Here is a 14,996-nt window from a genome sequence, read left to right as displayed (position 1 = left end):
TATCTATAAAATTTCATTAAATCAAGATTGGACACATCTTGGCAATTGTTTAATAATTGTAATAACATTTTTTTGGTAACAGATACATCTTGGGTATATTCTCTTACTGGTGCGTATATAAATTTTACTGTTTGAGACGGCCAATCTACAAAAATGTAATTAGTATTTTGACAAAAGTTTGTATTATTAAAGCACCAGTCACCACATTGAATGAGACTTTCTATAATACTTTTATACACTCTAAACAGTTCAGTTGCACTAAATTCTTTTGATAATTTTTCCAAAGACATTCTTTCGTCTATATTATAAGACAAAATCACTTCCCCATTGATATTATCTATTACATATGGCACCAAAAAGGGGGGTCTATCACCATTTAGAGCTCTATATGCCATTGTATCTAAGGTCATATCAGAAGATATAGTAACAGTTACTGTATTTTGTGATTTTCCAAATATCGAACTGTTCATAATTCACCTCTCTTTTAATTTTAAATAAATCTCTAGTATTTTTTATAATACATTAATATTATTTATAATTTCATAAAAATATAACCTCCTATTTTAGGAATAGAAGGTCACATAGTTTTTTACATGGAGTTTAGTTTACATTGATGTATTAATAACTTTGAATTCTTCGTATAGTATATTATTCACACTTTTTACACAAAACTTGAGCCAATTTCTGTATCGCTGCGTCTAAACTCTTTTGCCGTCTATGCATAAGCTCGATATATCAAATTTTTACGAAAAGCTTGAGCCGATTTCTGTATCGCTGCGTCTAAACTCTTCTGCTGTCTATGCATAAGCTCGATATATCAAATTTTTACGAAAAGCTTGAGCCGATTTCTGTATCGCTGCGTCTAAACTCTTCTGCTGTCGTATGCATGAGATCGATATATCAAATTTTTACACAAAGCTTGAGCCAATTTCTGTATCGCTACGTCTAAAATCTTCTGCTGTCGTATGCATGAGATTGATATATCCATCCAATGTTGTTCTAAATTCTCTAAACGTAGGTTCCATTTCTTCAAAAATTCTCATGAAAGCCACTTGCGCATCGCCTTGCCACATTGGGCTCAACCGGTATACTAGTTGCCGGATTTTTTCGATTGCTTCTCCGTGTTCTGCGACAAGAGCACTTGCTTCTAATTCTTTGTTCATTAAAACGTCTGCTGTTACTTTAATTACTGCCATAATAAATCCTCCTTATTTTTACGATCTCTCAAAAGTCTGTATACTTTCGATCTGATTCTATATATTGTAACTGTTAATTCTACTACTTAAATCTTGATCAGTGAATTCTAGGCCGTCTGCTGCCCTCTCCATCATTTTAGCATATTTTTCTATTTCCTCAGAAAAAGTTACAAATTTAGATTGAACGTTATTAAATTTTGCTTCGAAAGCCCGCTGAGCTTCACCTTCCCAGATTTCATTTAATCCCCGGATCAATGCTGCAATATCAGCTAATACGGTATCATTGTCTGTTCTATATGTCCGCACGTCCTTTGCTCTTTCTCTTAGTTCGCTAGGTGTTACTTGAATTAAATCTGCCATTATAATTCCTCCTATATAAAATTTTTACGAAAAGCTTGAGCCAATTTCTGTATCGCTGCGTCTAAACTCTTCTGCCGTCTATGCATGAGCTCGATATATCAAATTTTTACACAAAGCTTGAGCCAATTTCTGTATCGCTGCGTCTAAACTCTTCTGCTGTCATATGCATAAGCTCGATATATCCATCCAATGTTGTATTAAATTCTCTAAACGTAGGTTCCATTTCTTCAAAAATTCTCATGAAAGCCACTTGCGCATCGCCTTGCCACATTGGACTCAATTGGTATACTAGTTGCCGGATTTTTTCGATTGCTTCTCCGTGTTCTGCGACAAGAGCAGTTGCTTCTAATTCTTTGCTCATTAAAACGTCTGCTGTTACTTTAATTACTGCCATAATAAATCCTCCTTATTTTTACGATCTCTCAAAAGTCTGTATACTTTCGATCTGATTCTATATATTGTAATTGTTAATTCTACTACTTAAATCTTGATCAGTGAATTCTAGGCCGTCTGCTGCCCTCTCCATCATTTTAGCATATTTTTCTATTTCCTCAGAAAAAGTTACAAATTTAGATTGAACGTTATTAAATTTTGCTTCGAAAGCCCGCTGAGCTTCACCTTCCCAGATTTCGTTTAATCCCCGGATCAATGCTGCAATATCAGCTAATACGGTATCATTGTCTGTTCTATATGTCCGCACGTCCTTTGCTCTTTCTCTTAGTTCGCTAGGTGTTACTTGAATTAAATCTGCCATTATAATTCCTCCTATATAAAATTTTTACGAAAAGCTTGAGCCAATTTCTGTATCGCTGCGTCTAAACTCTTCTGCTGTCTATGCATAAGCTCGATATATCAAATTTTTACAAAAAGCTTGAGCCAATTTCTGTATCGCTGCGTCTAAACTCTTCTGCCGTCTATGCATAAGCTCTATATATCAAATTTTTACACAAAGCTTGAGCCAATTTCTGTATCGCTGCGTCTAAACTCTTCTGCCGTCTATGCATAAGCTCGATATATCAAATTTTTACGAAAAGCTTGAGCCGATTTCTGTATCGCTGCGTCTAAACTCTTCTGCCGTCTATGCATAAGCTCGATATATCAAATTTTTACACAAAGCTTGAGCCGATTTCTGTATCGCTGCGTCTAAACTCTTTTGCCGTCTATGCATAAGCTCGATATATCAAATTTTTACACAAAGCTTGAGCCAATTTCTGTATCGCTGCGTCTAAACTCTTCTGCTGTCATATGCATAAGCTCGATATATCCATCCAATGTTGTATTAAATTCTCTAAACGTAGGTTCCATTTCTTCAAAAATTCTCATGAAAGCCACTTGCGCATCGCCTTGCCACATTGGACTCAATTGGTATACTAGTTGCCGGATTTTTTCGATTGCTTCTCCGTGTTCTGCGACAAGAGCAGTTGCTTCTAATTCTTTGCTCATTAAAACGTCTGCTGTTACTTTAATTACTGCCATAATAAATCCTCCTTATTTTTACGATCTCTCAAAAGTCTGTATACTTTCGATCTGATTCTATATATTGTAATTGTTAATTCTACTACTTAAATCTTGATCAGTGAATTCTAGGCCGTCTGCTGCCCTCTCCATCATTTTAGCATATTTTTCTATTTCCTCAGAAAAAGTTACAAATTTAGATTGAACGTTATTAAATTTTGCTTCGAAAGCCCGCTGAGCTTCACCTTCCCAGATTTCGTTTAATCCCCGGATCAATGCTGCAATATCAGCTAATACGGTATCGTTGTCTGTTCTATATGTCCGCACGTCCTTTGCTCTTTCTCTTAGTTCGCTAGGTGTTACTTGAATTAAATCTGCCATTATAATTCCTCCTATATAAAATTTTTACGAAAAGCTTGAGCCAATTTCTGTATCGCTGCGTCTAAACTCTTCTGCCGTCTATGCATGAGCTCGATATATAAAATTTTTACGAAAAGCTTGAGCCGATTTCTGTATCGCTGCGTCTAAACTCTTCTGCCGTCTATGCATAAGCTCGATATATCAAATTTTTACACAAAGCTTGAGCCGATTTCTGTATCGCTGCGTCTAAACTCTTCTGCCGTCTATGCATGAGCTCGATATATAAAATTTTTACGAAAAGCTTGAGCCGATTTCTGTATCGCTGCGTCTAAACTCTTCTGCCGTCTATGCATAAGCTCGATATATCAAATTTTTACACAAAGCTTGAGCCGATTTCTGTATCGCTGCGTCTAAACTCTTCTGCCGTCTATGCATAAGCTCGATATATCAAATTTTTACACAAAGCTTGAGCCAATTTCTGTATCGCTGCGTCTAAACTCTTCTGCTGTCATATGCATGAGCTCGATATATCCATCCAATGTTGTATTAAATTCTTTAAACGTAGGTTCCATTTCTTCAAAAATTCTCATGAAAGCCACTTGCGCATCGCCTTGCCACATTGGACTCAATTGGTATACTAGTTGCCGGATTTTTTCGATTGCTTCTCCATGTTCTGCGACAAGAGCAGTTGCTTCTAATTCTTTGCTCATTAAAACGTCTGCTGTTACTTTAATTACTGCCATAATAAATCCTCCTTATTTTTATGATCTCTCAAAAGTCTGTATACTTTCGATCTGATTCTATATATTGTAATTGTTAATTTTACTACTTAAATCTTGATCAGTGAATTCTAGGCCGTCTGCTGCCCTCTCCATCATTTTAGCATATTTTTCTATTTCCTCAGAAAAAGTTACAAATTTAGATTGAACGTTATTAAATTTTGCTTCGAAAGCCCGCTGAGCTTCACCTTCCCAGATTTCGTTTAATCCCCGGATCAATGCTGCAATATCAGCTAATACGGTATCGTTGTCTGTTCTATATGTCCGCACGTCCTTTGCTCTTTCTCTTAGTTCGCTAGGTGTTACTTGAATTAAATCTGCCATTATAATTCCTCCTTATAAAAACCTTACTTAAATATTAAAGCTGTTAATAGCGCTACTTATTCGAATATCTGTTTGTTCTAATCCGTCTGCTGTCATGTCCATCATTTTTGCGTATGCTTCTATCTTATCAGAAAATTCATTAAATTTTGATTGTAAAGTCGATAATTTTGCCTCATATGCCCGTTGCGCTTCACCTTCCCAAATATCGTTTAAACTTCTAATTAATATGGAAATATCTGTCATCACTTCGTCGTTTTGACTTCGATATTGTCGTACATCTCGTGCGCGATTTCGAAGTTCTTCTGGCGTCACTTGAATTAAATTTGCCATTATTCAGTCCCTCCTTTTCCTGGATGTATAAATTTTTTATCATTTTGCCAATTCTTTAGATTTTTGGGCTATCTCTCGTTCTATTTGCGAAAACTCCTCTATAGTTTTTCCTAACACATCAGCAAGATTTAATAAATTATCATGTAATTTTTGAAACTTTRCTTGCAGTTGCGCCAGTTTATAATCAATGTTTTCTCGTGCCATCACCTTATTATCTAGTGTATGACTAACGTAGGATATGTTTTGGCAGACTATTCCTAGTTCATCAACTTGTCGTGCTAATCTCTTCTTAAGCTTCGATATATGACCAAAGTCTACTTTAATTGTGGAACGCAATTATCTGTCCTCCTTTTCATGTCTTTTTTCCATTTCACGTATTTCCTCGGCTCTGATTTTGTCTGTTACTCGTTCAATCGTAGTAATAACTTGTTCCATTTCATCAATTAAACTTATAACTGCTTCTTTCTGCTTCGATAATGCGTTTTTCCAAGCTGTCGCACTCTTYCCTTCCCATTCTTTACCAGCATCTGTTTCTAACATATTCAAAAAATTTTGCACTAAAGAAACATCACTTACACAATTTTTAAGCTGATTGACTTGTTTGGTCGTATTAGTCATCACACTTGCCTCCTATCCTAATATGCAAAACAATACACTGCCATCCCATATGCCACGAGAAGCCAAAGTATCAGTCGCAATTAAAGGGGTTCCTGCATGAGTTGCTGTAAGCCTTGTGAAAGGAGCATATTTTCGCGATTCGTTTTCTCGCAAACATTCCAATATTTTTTGACTCAATGTCCCCCAAGACATAAATGTAGGTAATTCCATATCTATTTCTTGAAATTCAAACTTCAAAGTTACTATCACTTCTTCACAGGGTTTCATTTTTCACCTCATAATTTATTTGTATTCTTATTGTATTTTTAATTTAATTTTTCTATCATATAGATACCAATTTGATTTTTTCGACTTCATCTCCTAATACCACATACGCATCTTCAGCGGCTAAATCTACCTTGACTTCAGTATACGGCAAATTGAGCTTAAATACATTATGGTCACTTGCACAACCGTTATATATCAATGCGCAACGTTTATTTACCATGGCACTAGTAAATACATCTCCTGCAGTAGCTAATTTTACTATCGATGCGGCCAATCCTTGCAATAACACTATAACATTTAGGCTTTCTCCTAAATTAGCGATCGCAAATAATCTCTTCATTGTTTCGTCGGTGGCTTTATCAAAACAATTTTCTAAATCATAAATTGCTAAAAACATATATGGATATTGTTTTTCGTCAAGCGGACCGTTGGCGATGGCCATTTTACGTTCTTGCAAACGCGGCATCCAATTTGCTATTGCTATGTCAAAATCTTCACTGGCTCTAATAGTACTTTCAATATTAATTGTATTATCGCCATAAATTAAATATTCTTCATAATCTACTTTTTTTGCAATTTGACTATAAATTAATTCGAACAGTTCGGGCGCTTTTTTCTTAGTAGAAATTGTAAAAAATTGTTTTGATTTTATGTCCACTTCAACTTTGCTGTAATCTGAGTAAGTTAGACCCAAAAATAGCTTATCAGTAGGGTAATCTACTAAAGTCACAATATCTGGCATCGTAGGGATAATTGCAGGGCGAGCTCCATCCCAGCTYTGATCCATTTGTGCCGCCAATGCTTTAATACCTGTCGCACGTTTGCTTTCCRCTTCATCTTCAAATGGCAATGCGATCTGGAACTCTAGAGGAGGTTTGGCTTTTATTAATCCGCGTCCCGGAGTATTTTCTGGTTCTACACCTTCTGTACGTCCCACAATTGTTGTATATTCTCCTCTATCAGGCATTATTAGACACAGAGTCTGAACAATGTTTTGGCTAATACGATAGCTAATGGCATTCATATTGCCTCCTGTTATAATTACGTATATTCCATAGCTACTACCTTCGCGAGTTAACAACCCAAACATATCTGATAAATCTGGGTATGTACTTAAAACTGGTGCAAAGTTATCCAATAATAATACCACTTCTGCTATATCAGTTCCTACGGCTTCTCTATAAGATGCTATACTGAGAATTGATTGTGCTGCAAATAGCTTTTTACGYTCCTTTAACATCTTTAACAGCATCTCAGATAGCTTCATGATTTTTTCGGATTCATCTCCAAGAGCAATGCCGCCTACATGTGGAAACTGCTTAAACATTCCCAAACTTCCTCCACCAAAATCCATGATATAAATTTGTACATCTTTTGGACTATAAGATAAGACAATCGACATAATAAGTGTTTGAATCAATGTAGTCTTTCCGCTTCCAGGTGACCCATATATAACCGCGTGACCTTGCTCTGTTAAATTTAATACAAGAGGATACTGCGACTGATTTCGAGGATCATCTACCATGCCAATAATCGGTTTAAGCCCACCTTCATATTTTGGCCAACCACCATTAAATGAATGTTTAATCAGAGGCTTCAGATAAATTGTAAATGGCATTTTTTCGGTCCATACTTGTGTTGCAAATGGAATGTTTTTCTCAATAGTATATTCTCGCAAATAATCAACTACTGCATCTATTTCGGTTTTGGTTGCTTTAACTTTTTTCTTGTGGACTATCACTTTAGTTCGTTGTCCAATATTATCAATTAGCGAAACATCTGTCTTCATCTGTGGTGTTAAGCTCCTATTTGGATTATATGGTGCTCCACTCCAAAAAGATTGCGTTTGTTCAAAAATTTCGTCTTCTCCAACCTTCACATACGCTCTACCAGGTCTTGTAATCTTTGCGGCATCAGGTCTCTTAATCATATCGTTACTGTCTCCAGAACTGGCTACTTTTAGGCACCATCTAAATCTAGTATTAGAGTTCATTTTGTCGGTTACAACGTTTCCAGGTTTTTGAGTCAGTAAGATTATATGAACCCCTAGCGTACGCCCAATTCCAAATACACTGTCAATAACACGCATAAAATCTGGAAACTGCATCTTAAATTCTGCAAACTCATCGATAATAATAAACATATATGGTAACGGCTCGGTTACTTTTCCTTCTCGATAGGCATTCAGATATTGCGTAATATTTTGCACATCGCAGGCATTAAACAATTGCTGCCTTCTGCTAAGTTCTCGCTCCAAMGCAATCAAATTACGGCCAATGTTTTTATCGATATTAGAAATGGTGCCTGCCAAATGAGGAATATTCTTAAATGGTAAGATTAGTCCTGTACCTTTAAAATCTATAAGCACAAAGTTTATACTGCTAGGCGAAAAATAAGTTGCCATAGACAATATCCAGGTTTGGACCATTTCTGATTTTCCAGAGCCTGTCATCCCAGCAACAAGTCCATGAGGGCCACTCTTTTTCTCATGAATATCAAATTCAAACCATTCGCCATTGACCCCGATCCCTACAGGTACGCTCATTGATTTTTCTGGCATTCCAGATGCCCACAATTTTTCTATTGGCAATTCTTCGGCTTTTTGAACTCCATAACCTTCAAGATATGTAATTCCGTCTGGAAGCTTTAGTGTATCTTCGCTAGTTTCAAATCTCAGTGGTGCGATGCTTCTTGCAAAATCCTCAAACTTTGCGGTTGTTTCTAGTGTAAACTCTTTCATTTCCGCAATGTTMGTCTTTGTGTAGAATATAGGCTTTCTATTAGAGAAATCTGCTATATAATGACAATCAGGAGGTAGCATATGAATTTCATTAAACAATAATAAACATTCAATATTGAGYTCGTTTTTCATGATAAATGGAAATATTGGATGATTAAGACAAAATTCTACCGATGCGCAAATAAATAAATAGTGTGGAATCTCTGCAATATCCTGAGCCTTTTTRTCAAATGTACGYGAATTTGCTGCAACAACTGCATTGTTATACTGAGTGAGTTCTTCTTTGAGGTCGTTTAAAATAATATTGGCATGTTGTTTATTAGTTACAAAATAACGTTTACTACGATTTTTATCAAATATATGYGGAAGCCACTTTGCAAACTCCCACTCATCTGCTTCGTTGGGATCGCTAATGATAACAATTTTTAAATCCAGATAGCTATGCGATGTTGCCGCTTGCATGATTAGATTTTTAGTCAGCTGTATTGATTTTATTCGATCCCCTATAATGCCACACGATCTATGTTTGCCCAAATGCATTAATATTGGACAGTGTTCATTTACCTCAAACTTATGGTCTAGCTCTTGCGCGCGTTTTAACAGAACATCTTCTTTAAGTAATATCGATTGCTTTGGAACTTTTACCTGGATATCTGCTGCAATTGTGCCTAGCCCCACAGATAAAGTCATGAAATCTTCATCATATTGTGCGCGATTCCAAAGTCGAGTATCACGTCTAATGGCCAGCATAACGCATTCTGTAACAGATGGAAAAGTATTGGACAAAATTTCACGTTGGTCTTCTAATAATGATTCAATATAATCTACCTGCTCTGTAAGATATTCTTGATATTTATACTCTCGTAAATCCATCATTTTCTTGTATTGTTTCTTTTGTGACCCATATCTTAAAAATCCCATAAGAACTGCAATTGTCGACATAGGTACGCTATAATATAGCATTGTCAGATTTCTATTTTGTCCTTCTGGTATTGGTATCAAAAATACTATCCCCACCATTGCTAATATAGTAAGGGCTGGCCCTAACAATACAGTCAACCAATTGATTTCTGGAGTATTACTTAGCGGTGGCGGAGCTTGTATTTCTATTAATTCACGCTGAATTTGTCGTTTCAGTCTTGGTGAACGGTTTAATTTTAGTGGATACGGTTTATCTATATCGGTCACAAATCTCTGCTCTACAACTCGAGAATTATATTGCAGCATAACTGGGTCTTCGGTTATTAAAATCAACCCATTTTCGGTAATAATGATCTGGCAAAAAGCAAATTTTAGTACATCTGTTTTTTTGATAACTCCAGAAGACATTTTATAATCATTAATATATGTACCATTACTACTTTCTATATCTAAAAAACTCCATTCTCCTTTAGCATAATTCAATTCCACATGTGGATCTGAAACTAATTTATTTCTAATCATAAGATCAGTATGTTCGCTACGACCAATAAGCAATCTGCCAGAATCCGGAGTMGGTATATTGTAAACATTGTGCGAATTAAAAGCATATACAGTTATTGAAAGTTTCAACGTCGCTTCTATTGGTACAATTCCTCGAAGCGGCTCCACTTGTTTGTTACCCTTTCTAAGATCCTGCAAAATCCACTGCCCCTTACGTACACACACTGAATACTGAGAAGCCGCAATTCTTTTATGCATAACCTTGACATCTCCATCTATGGTAAATACAAGATATAACTTTTGTCTCCCCACAATTCTAATGTCTCTAATTTTTTGTCGCATAAAAATTCTTAAAATAAATTCCATTCTTTACCTCCCTATCTAAATAATTATTAAATGTTTTTACAATTTTTACCTCTTGGTATGCTCCATAATTTTATCTTTTATTCCAAAGATTGTCAATGAAAATTTAATCCATACATAAAAAAAAGATGCAACACGAAGTCACACCTTTTATTTTAAAYATTATTACTTAAGAATAAGACTTTGGAGGAATACAAACACTAAGCGGCAAAATATTTTGCTCTAAAAGATCTCCTTCTACAAATGACAAGCAACTCTTAGTTTCAAGATTTCCTGCTACTGCAAATTTCGGCGGTACACAAAGTCCTTCGTGATTAAACTTGTATTGTACAAAATAAACTACTTTAAAGTAAAGTGTAAGACCAATCGCCAGATATTCATCATCTCCGCTAATAACTTTGGCAAGTCCCTGAGCTGAAATACCTTGGGTAAGGCCATTGTTTGGTTCAAAAGTTTTGAAGGTATGGGTAGATGGAAGATATTTATATTGGTCAACACTGCCATCTCCTGATAATGGCATTACCCCATAATCTTGCACACAACCTTGGCAAAGATCTGATCCTACGAATCCTACATAATTTACGATCGGAACTAATTTATTACATCCTGCAGGATTTTCTGCCGCAAATGCAACTCCATACGGAGTATATAAATCAATTGCAACGTTTGCTGGATTAGTATCTTCGTCATAACCTGGGCAATTTTCACCTGGTAAATATCGTAAAGTCATCATTCCTTCTTTACATACTCTACAATTGTTATCAATTACTTTTACCGCTATCGTTACATCGATATCTCTTAATGTTACTCGAGAAATATTTGGGTTATTCTTCGCTGGCTTGATATCAGAAAATCGYGAACTCTTAGGGCAAACAAAATTAAAATCTATATCAACAACTTGRACTTGAAGATGGGTTGCTTTTTTGAGATCGTTTACTGTCAGTCCATCAAACAAAAGGTCTGTTGTTCGGCTCATAGGACCATCGCAGGCATTAACAAAGTCTGCTAACTTAATTGTACGGCAAAGATTAAAGCCGCTTTCATCATATACAGCTGGAGCCATCAAAGTTAATAATTTTGGCTCTCCAATTGGCGGGCAATACCCAGCATCTTCGATCGGTGACGCGATTCCGACTGTTGGGATTTCAGTAGCCAAAGGATGGCAAATATTACAGATTCCAGCGTTACTAAAGTGCTTGGTTTCACCATTTACTGTGTTAATATTATTAGTTATCACAGCTCTATTCAAATTGCTATTTACGTTATTACATCCACAACTCATAATTTATACCTCCTATTAATTATATCTACTTCCTTTTGTACGGGCAACCAACTCCCCGACAATGGATGTCTAATTATATAAATGTCACTCCCAATATCTAATATATGAGTGGGCAAGCTTAAGGGTTACAATTGTAGTATATTTTTTTTTATATTCAATATTATGTATAAAAGGAGATGATAGTATGGTTTTTTTATGCCAGTCCGAAAATTTATTTACTAAAATCGAAAAAAACAAGCAAAGTCTTGTGGCCCAAAGCTTTTCTGCAACAGGAATCAGTCGTCCAGTTACTTTACTCAGCAACATCACTGATGAGTTTTGCGCCACCATAGATACAAAGGGTTTAATCCACTTGATAGTAAAAAATTTGAAAGGGCAAATTATCTATATAATATATCAAAATAACCAACCAAAACGTGCACTATTATTTGAAGAGTCTGATGGACCTTTCACTTTTGAGAATTTTCAACTAATATATTTCAATAATATACTGCATCTTTTCTACACAGCGTATGACAACCTGTCAAATACCAATACTTTACTACGGCAAACACTTAATGGCTTGCAATCGGCGGTAGAATCCGTAATTACAAATTTTACCGCTCCTACTTTTATGTGTTTATCAAATAATGACCATATATATATATTATTCCAGGAAGAACAAAATGCTACCGAGATTCAATGTCTAACAATCGGTTTGGCAGAGCCAACATTGCAAACGATCGTTTCTGCCGCCATGCCAATATTACAATATGATGCTTGTATTATTGACGATCAGATACACGTACTATACCTACAAAATATGTATGGTCAGAATCAGTTGATATATAAAACTACAACATCAGAAGCGATAGTCGCAACAGTCGTACGATTTGAAGATGCAACGATGTTTAAATATATTGATTGTATCTGGGTTAATTTTGTCGATGGAAATATTTTATATACAGCTCTTTCTATAGATGGTGCGCAAACATTTAGTACTCCGGCAAAGAGCTCATTACAAAATGATATCGTATTCACAAAGTTTAGCGCGACGATTAAGAACTCTATTCAAGCAACTCATCTTTTTGCGCAAATCACGACCACGATACGGCTTGCTGTTATCTCTGCGATTGATACAATTGGAATCCATCCCGATTTGGAAGAGAACATAGAGCTCGACATGTTAATAGAAGGAATAAATATAAGATACCAACAACAGCTCATACTATTGCAACAACAAGTTCAACAATTAACTACGCAACTTCAAACGAAGAATTCGCAACCTCAGATGCATAACTCATATCAATCACAGATGCAAGGGCCGCAACCTCAGATGCATAACTCATATCAATCACARATGCAAGGACCGCAACCTCAGATGCATAACTCATATCAATCGCAAATGCAAGGRCCGCAACCTCAGATGCATAATTCATATCAATCGCAGATGCCGGAGCCGCAACCTCAGATGTATAACTCATATCAATCGCAAATGCCGGAGCCGCAACCTCAGATGCAAGGGCCTCAGCCAGGCATGCTAAAGAGCGCCCCCTTTGTGGCCAAAGAAGATCCTCCCGCTACTCATCAACCTCATGATCCTACTTACGGTGCGTATCCAAAATCCAAACCATTCAAAGAAGCGAAAGAGGCCTTTATGCAAAATATGGCTACTTTTGATGCGCCTATGTCTCCACCACCRATGTAACAATTTTTTCCATGTAAAATAGAGGAGAGAACAGAAACCGCGGTCGCTATTGCMRGGGCCGCAACTTCAGATGCTGGAAGAGCTGCCAATGTAAAAATAAAAATCTCTCCCATGCGAAATAGGAGAGATAACTGGAGCTTTTATTATGGATATAACGATTTTTTGTTTTTTGCCTTTGCAATGTAACTGTTGGTCTCGCTTGCTACAATYTTGGATAACGCAATCAGCGCGATAGTATTTGGAATCGCCATCAATCCGTTGAAAATGTCTGCAATGGTCCATACTGCTGCTACTGTTATGTATGGTCCAATAAATATCATTGCTATATATAACCATCTATAGCACTGAACGACTTTTGTGTTGCCATCGGTTAAATACTCAATACATTTTTCAGCGTAATAGTCCCAACCCAAAATGGTGGTGAAGGCAAAAAATATTAAGCAGCTCATTAATAGAAAAGAACTGACCGTTGATGAAAAAGGTAGCGCCTCGCTAAAAGCGTAAAGTGTGATTTCGGCCCCCTCAAGACCCAACTCCGGAAGCCACGCACCGGTTATAACAACGGCCAATCCTGTTATAGTACATATGATGATTGTATCGATGAAAGTTCCGGTCATTGTAACTAGACCTTGGCGAACTGGATCTTTTGTAGAAGCGGCGGCAGCGGCAATTGGCGCAGATCCCAAACCGGACTCGTTTGAAAAAATTCCGCGTGCCACTCCTTTTTGAATGGCAGTTTTTATTGTGACCCCAATTACTCCTCCCATCACGGCCTGAGGATTGAACGCTCCCACCACTATGGCTGATAATGCGGAAGGAACTAAGTCGATGTTAAACGCAATAATGAAAATTCCCATAACCAGATAGACGATTGCCATAAAAGGAACAACAACTGCAGCGATTGTCGAAATACGTTTGATGCCTCCAATAATTACCAACGCTGCACATACGGTTACGACAAGCCCGACTACGATGGTAGTAGTAGTGATTGCGTTTTCTCCTATATGAAAAACTACACCCGCTTGTTGTGGATCGAAAAAGTTTTGCGCCGCGGAGGTTATGCCATTGATTTGAGTTATGGTTCCGATGCCTAGTAAGCCTGCAAGAGCTCCAAAAACCGCAAAGCATTTTGCTAGCCACTTAAACTTAACTCCCATCCCTTTTTCTATGTAATAAAACGGTCCACCCAAAACGCGATTGTCTTTTTTAATTTCACGATATTTTATAGCCAAAAAACCTTCGGCATATTTTGTAGCCATCCCAAAGAACGCAGCGACTTCCATCCAAAACAATGCTCCTGGTCCGCCCGCCGCAATGGCAGATGCGACTCCGATAATATTTCCTGTTCCTATCGTCGCTGAAAGTGCGGTACATAATGCGGCAAAAGAGGAGATCTCGCCAACGCCACCGTGCTCATTTTTTAACATATATTTTAATGCTTGCCCCAGTTGTGTAACTTGAATTCCTCGCAGTTTTATGGTTAAACTGATTCCACAAAATAGTATTAATACAATCAGTGGAACTCCCCATACAATATCATCAATTGTTATCAAAAAATCTGTCATATTATATCCCTCCAACATTTTTTTGCGACACAAAAAAGATGCGCATTTATCATCTACCGCAATTAAATATACTTTGGTTGTACGGAAGATTTAGCTTGCATCTTGTTTGCCACTATTGTTTTCAAAGCTGGTTGTTATAATGAATCTATGCTTGTAATAGCGGCTTTCACTACTATTATATTTATAGTTTTACATTATATACATTATTTTTGAAATTGCAAGTAAAATCAAAAAATGTTTCAAAAAAA

General features: G+C 36.7%; 17 protein-coding genes. 1 reads left to right on the top strand and 16 read right to left on the bottom strand.

Features of this window, described 5'->3' with window-relative positions:
• The 15 genes from EPU_RS00360 to EPU_RS00290 form a co-directional block, all read right to left on the bottom strand.
• A partial coding sequence (locus EPU_RS00360) for a DUF6382 domain-containing protein (protein ID WP_010165726.1) occupies window positions 1–470 on the bottom strand: 470 nt, incomplete at its 3' end.
• A 438-nt stretch (window positions 471–908) separates the two neighbouring features.
• Window positions 909–1,196: a WXG100 family type VII secretion target gene (locus EPU_RS00355; protein WP_010165725.1), complete on the bottom strand. Its 288-nt coding sequence runs from the start codon at window positions 1,194–1,196 to the stop codon at window positions 909–911.
• A 57-nt stretch (window positions 1,197–1,253) separates the two neighbouring features.
• Window positions 1,254–1,556 carry a WXG100 family type VII secretion target gene (locus EPU_RS00350; protein ID WP_010165724.1) on the bottom strand — a complete coding sequence of 101 codons (303 nt, stop codon included), beginning with the start codon at window positions 1,554–1,556 and terminating at the stop codon, window positions 1,254–1,256.
• A gap of 106 nt (window positions 1,557–1,662) precedes the next feature.
• Window positions 1,663–1,950 (bottom strand): WXG100 family type VII secretion target, encoded by a 288-nt coding sequence (locus tag EPU_RS00345; RefSeq protein WP_010165723.1) that lies wholly within the window; start codon window positions 1,948–1,950, stop codon window positions 1,663–1,665.
• A gap of 57 nt (window positions 1,951–2,007) precedes the next feature.
• Complete coding sequence (locus EPU_RS00340) at window positions 2,008–2,310, bottom strand: WXG100 family type VII secretion target (protein ID WP_010165722.1); 303 nt, start codon at window positions 2,308–2,310, stop codon at window positions 2,008–2,010.
• A 434-nt stretch (window positions 2,311–2,744) separates the two neighbouring features.
• Window positions 2,745–3,032: a WXG100 family type VII secretion target gene (locus tag EPU_RS00335; protein ID WP_010165723.1), complete on the bottom strand. Its 288-nt coding sequence runs from the start codon at window positions 3,030–3,032 to the stop codon at window positions 2,745–2,747.
• A gap of 57 nt (window positions 3,033–3,089) precedes the next feature.
• Window positions 3,090–3,392 carry a WXG100 family type VII secretion target gene (locus tag EPU_RS00330; protein WP_010165722.1) on the bottom strand — a complete coding sequence of 101 codons (303 nt, stop codon included), beginning with the start codon at window positions 3,390–3,392 and terminating at the stop codon, window positions 3,090–3,092.
• A gap of 434 nt (window positions 3,393–3,826) precedes the next feature.
• Window positions 3,827–4,114: a WXG100 family type VII secretion target gene (locus EPU_RS00325; RefSeq protein ID WP_010165721.1), complete on the bottom strand. Its 288-nt coding sequence runs from the start codon at window positions 4,112–4,114 to the stop codon at window positions 3,827–3,829.
• A 57-nt stretch (window positions 4,115–4,171) separates the two neighbouring features.
• Complete coding sequence (locus EPU_RS00320) at window positions 4,172–4,474, bottom strand: WXG100 family type VII secretion target (RefSeq protein WP_010165720.1); 303 nt, start codon at window positions 4,472–4,474, stop codon at window positions 4,172–4,174.
• Between the two features lie 27 nt (window positions 4,475–4,501).
• Window positions 4,502–4,804: a WXG100 family type VII secretion target gene (locus EPU_RS00315; protein WP_010165719.1), complete on the bottom strand. Its 303-nt coding sequence runs from the start codon at window positions 4,802–4,804 to the stop codon at window positions 4,502–4,504.
• Between the two features lie 39 nt (window positions 4,805–4,843).
• Complete coding sequence (locus tag EPU_RS00310) at window positions 4,844–5,140, bottom strand: hypothetical protein (protein WP_010165718.1); 297 nt, start codon at window positions 5,138–5,140, stop codon at window positions 4,844–4,846.
• Complete coding sequence (locus EPU_RS00305; RefSeq protein ID WP_010165717.1) at window positions 5,141–5,422, bottom strand: hypothetical protein; 282 nt, start codon at window positions 5,420–5,422, stop codon at window positions 5,141–5,143.
• Between the two features lie 12 nt (window positions 5,423–5,434).
• A complete protein-coding gene (locus EPU_RS00300) occupies window positions 5,435–5,689 on the bottom strand; it encodes an EsaB/YukD family protein (protein WP_010165716.1) in 255 nt (84 codons plus the stop codon).
• Between the two features lie 55 nt (window positions 5,690–5,744).
• Window positions 5,745–10,217 (bottom strand): type VII secretion protein EssC, encoded by a 4,473-nt coding sequence (gene essC, locus EPU_RS00295; protein ID WP_029487703.1) that lies wholly within the window; start codon window positions 10,215–10,217, stop codon window positions 5,745–5,747.
• Between the two features lie 166 nt (window positions 10,218–10,383).
• On the bottom strand, window positions 10,384–11,496 hold the full coding sequence (locus EPU_RS00290) for a hypothetical protein (RefSeq protein WP_010165714.1): 1,113 nt from the start codon (window positions 11,494–11,496) through the stop codon (window positions 10,384–10,386).
• Between the two features lie 184 nt (window positions 11,497–11,680).
• On the opposite strand from EPU_RS00290, the gene EPU_RS00285 reads away from it, so the two are divergent.
• Window positions 11,681–13,183, top strand: coding sequence for a hypothetical protein (locus EPU_RS00285; RefSeq protein ID WP_029487702.1), 1,503 nt, complete (start codon window positions 11,681–11,683; stop codon window positions 13,181–13,183).
• A 143-nt stretch (window positions 13,184–13,326) separates the two neighbouring features.
• Here EPU_RS00285 and EPU_RS00280 read toward each other — a convergent pair whose 3' ends face one another.
• Entirely contained in the window at window positions 13,327–14,748 is a 1,422-nt protein-coding gene (locus EPU_RS00280) for an alanine/glycine:cation symporter family protein (RefSeq protein ID WP_242650825.1), read from the bottom strand.
• Window positions 14,749–14,996 lie beyond the last annotated feature (248 nt).

The sequence above is a fragment of the Candidatus Epulonipiscium viviparus genome, from assembly GCF_000171335.1.
Classification (GTDB): domain Bacteria; phylum Bacillota; class Clostridia; order Lachnospirales; family Cellulosilyticaceae; genus Epulonipiscioides; species Epulonipiscioides viviparus.
Note: the sequence above shows the minus strand (reverse complement) of the source record. Positions and strands in the feature narration are given on the sequence as shown.

Coding starts and splice junctions, on each gene's coding strand:
- EPU_RS00350 (WP_010165724.1), bottom strand. CDS start 1,556: ATGGCAGATTTAATTCAAGTAACACCTAGCGAACTAAGAGAAAGAGCA.
- EPU_RS00340 (WP_010165722.1), bottom strand. CDS start 2,310: ATGGCAGATTTAATTCAAGTAACACCTAGCGAACTAAGAGAAAGAGCA.
- EPU_RS00320 (WP_010165720.1), bottom strand. CDS start 4,474: ATGGCAGATTTAATTCAAGTAACACCTAGCGAACTAAGAGAAAGAGCA.
- EPU_RS00345 (WP_010165723.1), bottom strand. CDS start 1,950: ATGGCAGTAATTAAAGTAACAGCAGACGTTTTAATGAGCAAAGAATTA.
- EPU_RS00325 (WP_010165721.1), bottom strand. CDS start 4,114: ATGGCAGTAATTAAAGTAACAGCAGACGTTTTAATGAGCAAAGAATTA.
- EPU_RS00335 (WP_010165723.1), bottom strand. CDS start 3,032: ATGGCAGTAATTAAAGTAACAGCAGACGTTTTAATGAGCAAAGAATTA.
- EPU_RS00300 (WP_010165716.1), bottom strand. CDS start 5,689: ATGAAACCCTGTGAAGAAGTGATAGTAACTTTGAAGTTTGAATTTCAA.
- EPU_RS00315 (WP_010165719.1), bottom strand. CDS start 4,804: ATGGCAAATTTAATTCAAGTGACGCCAGAAGAACTTCGAAATCGCGCA.
- EPU_RS00355 (WP_010165725.1), bottom strand. CDS start 1,196: ATGGCAGTAATTAAAGTAACAGCAGACGTTTTAATGAACAAAGAATTA.
- EPU_RS00330 (WP_010165722.1), bottom strand. CDS start 3,392: ATGGCAGATTTAATTCAAGTAACACCTAGCGAACTAAGAGAAAGAGCA.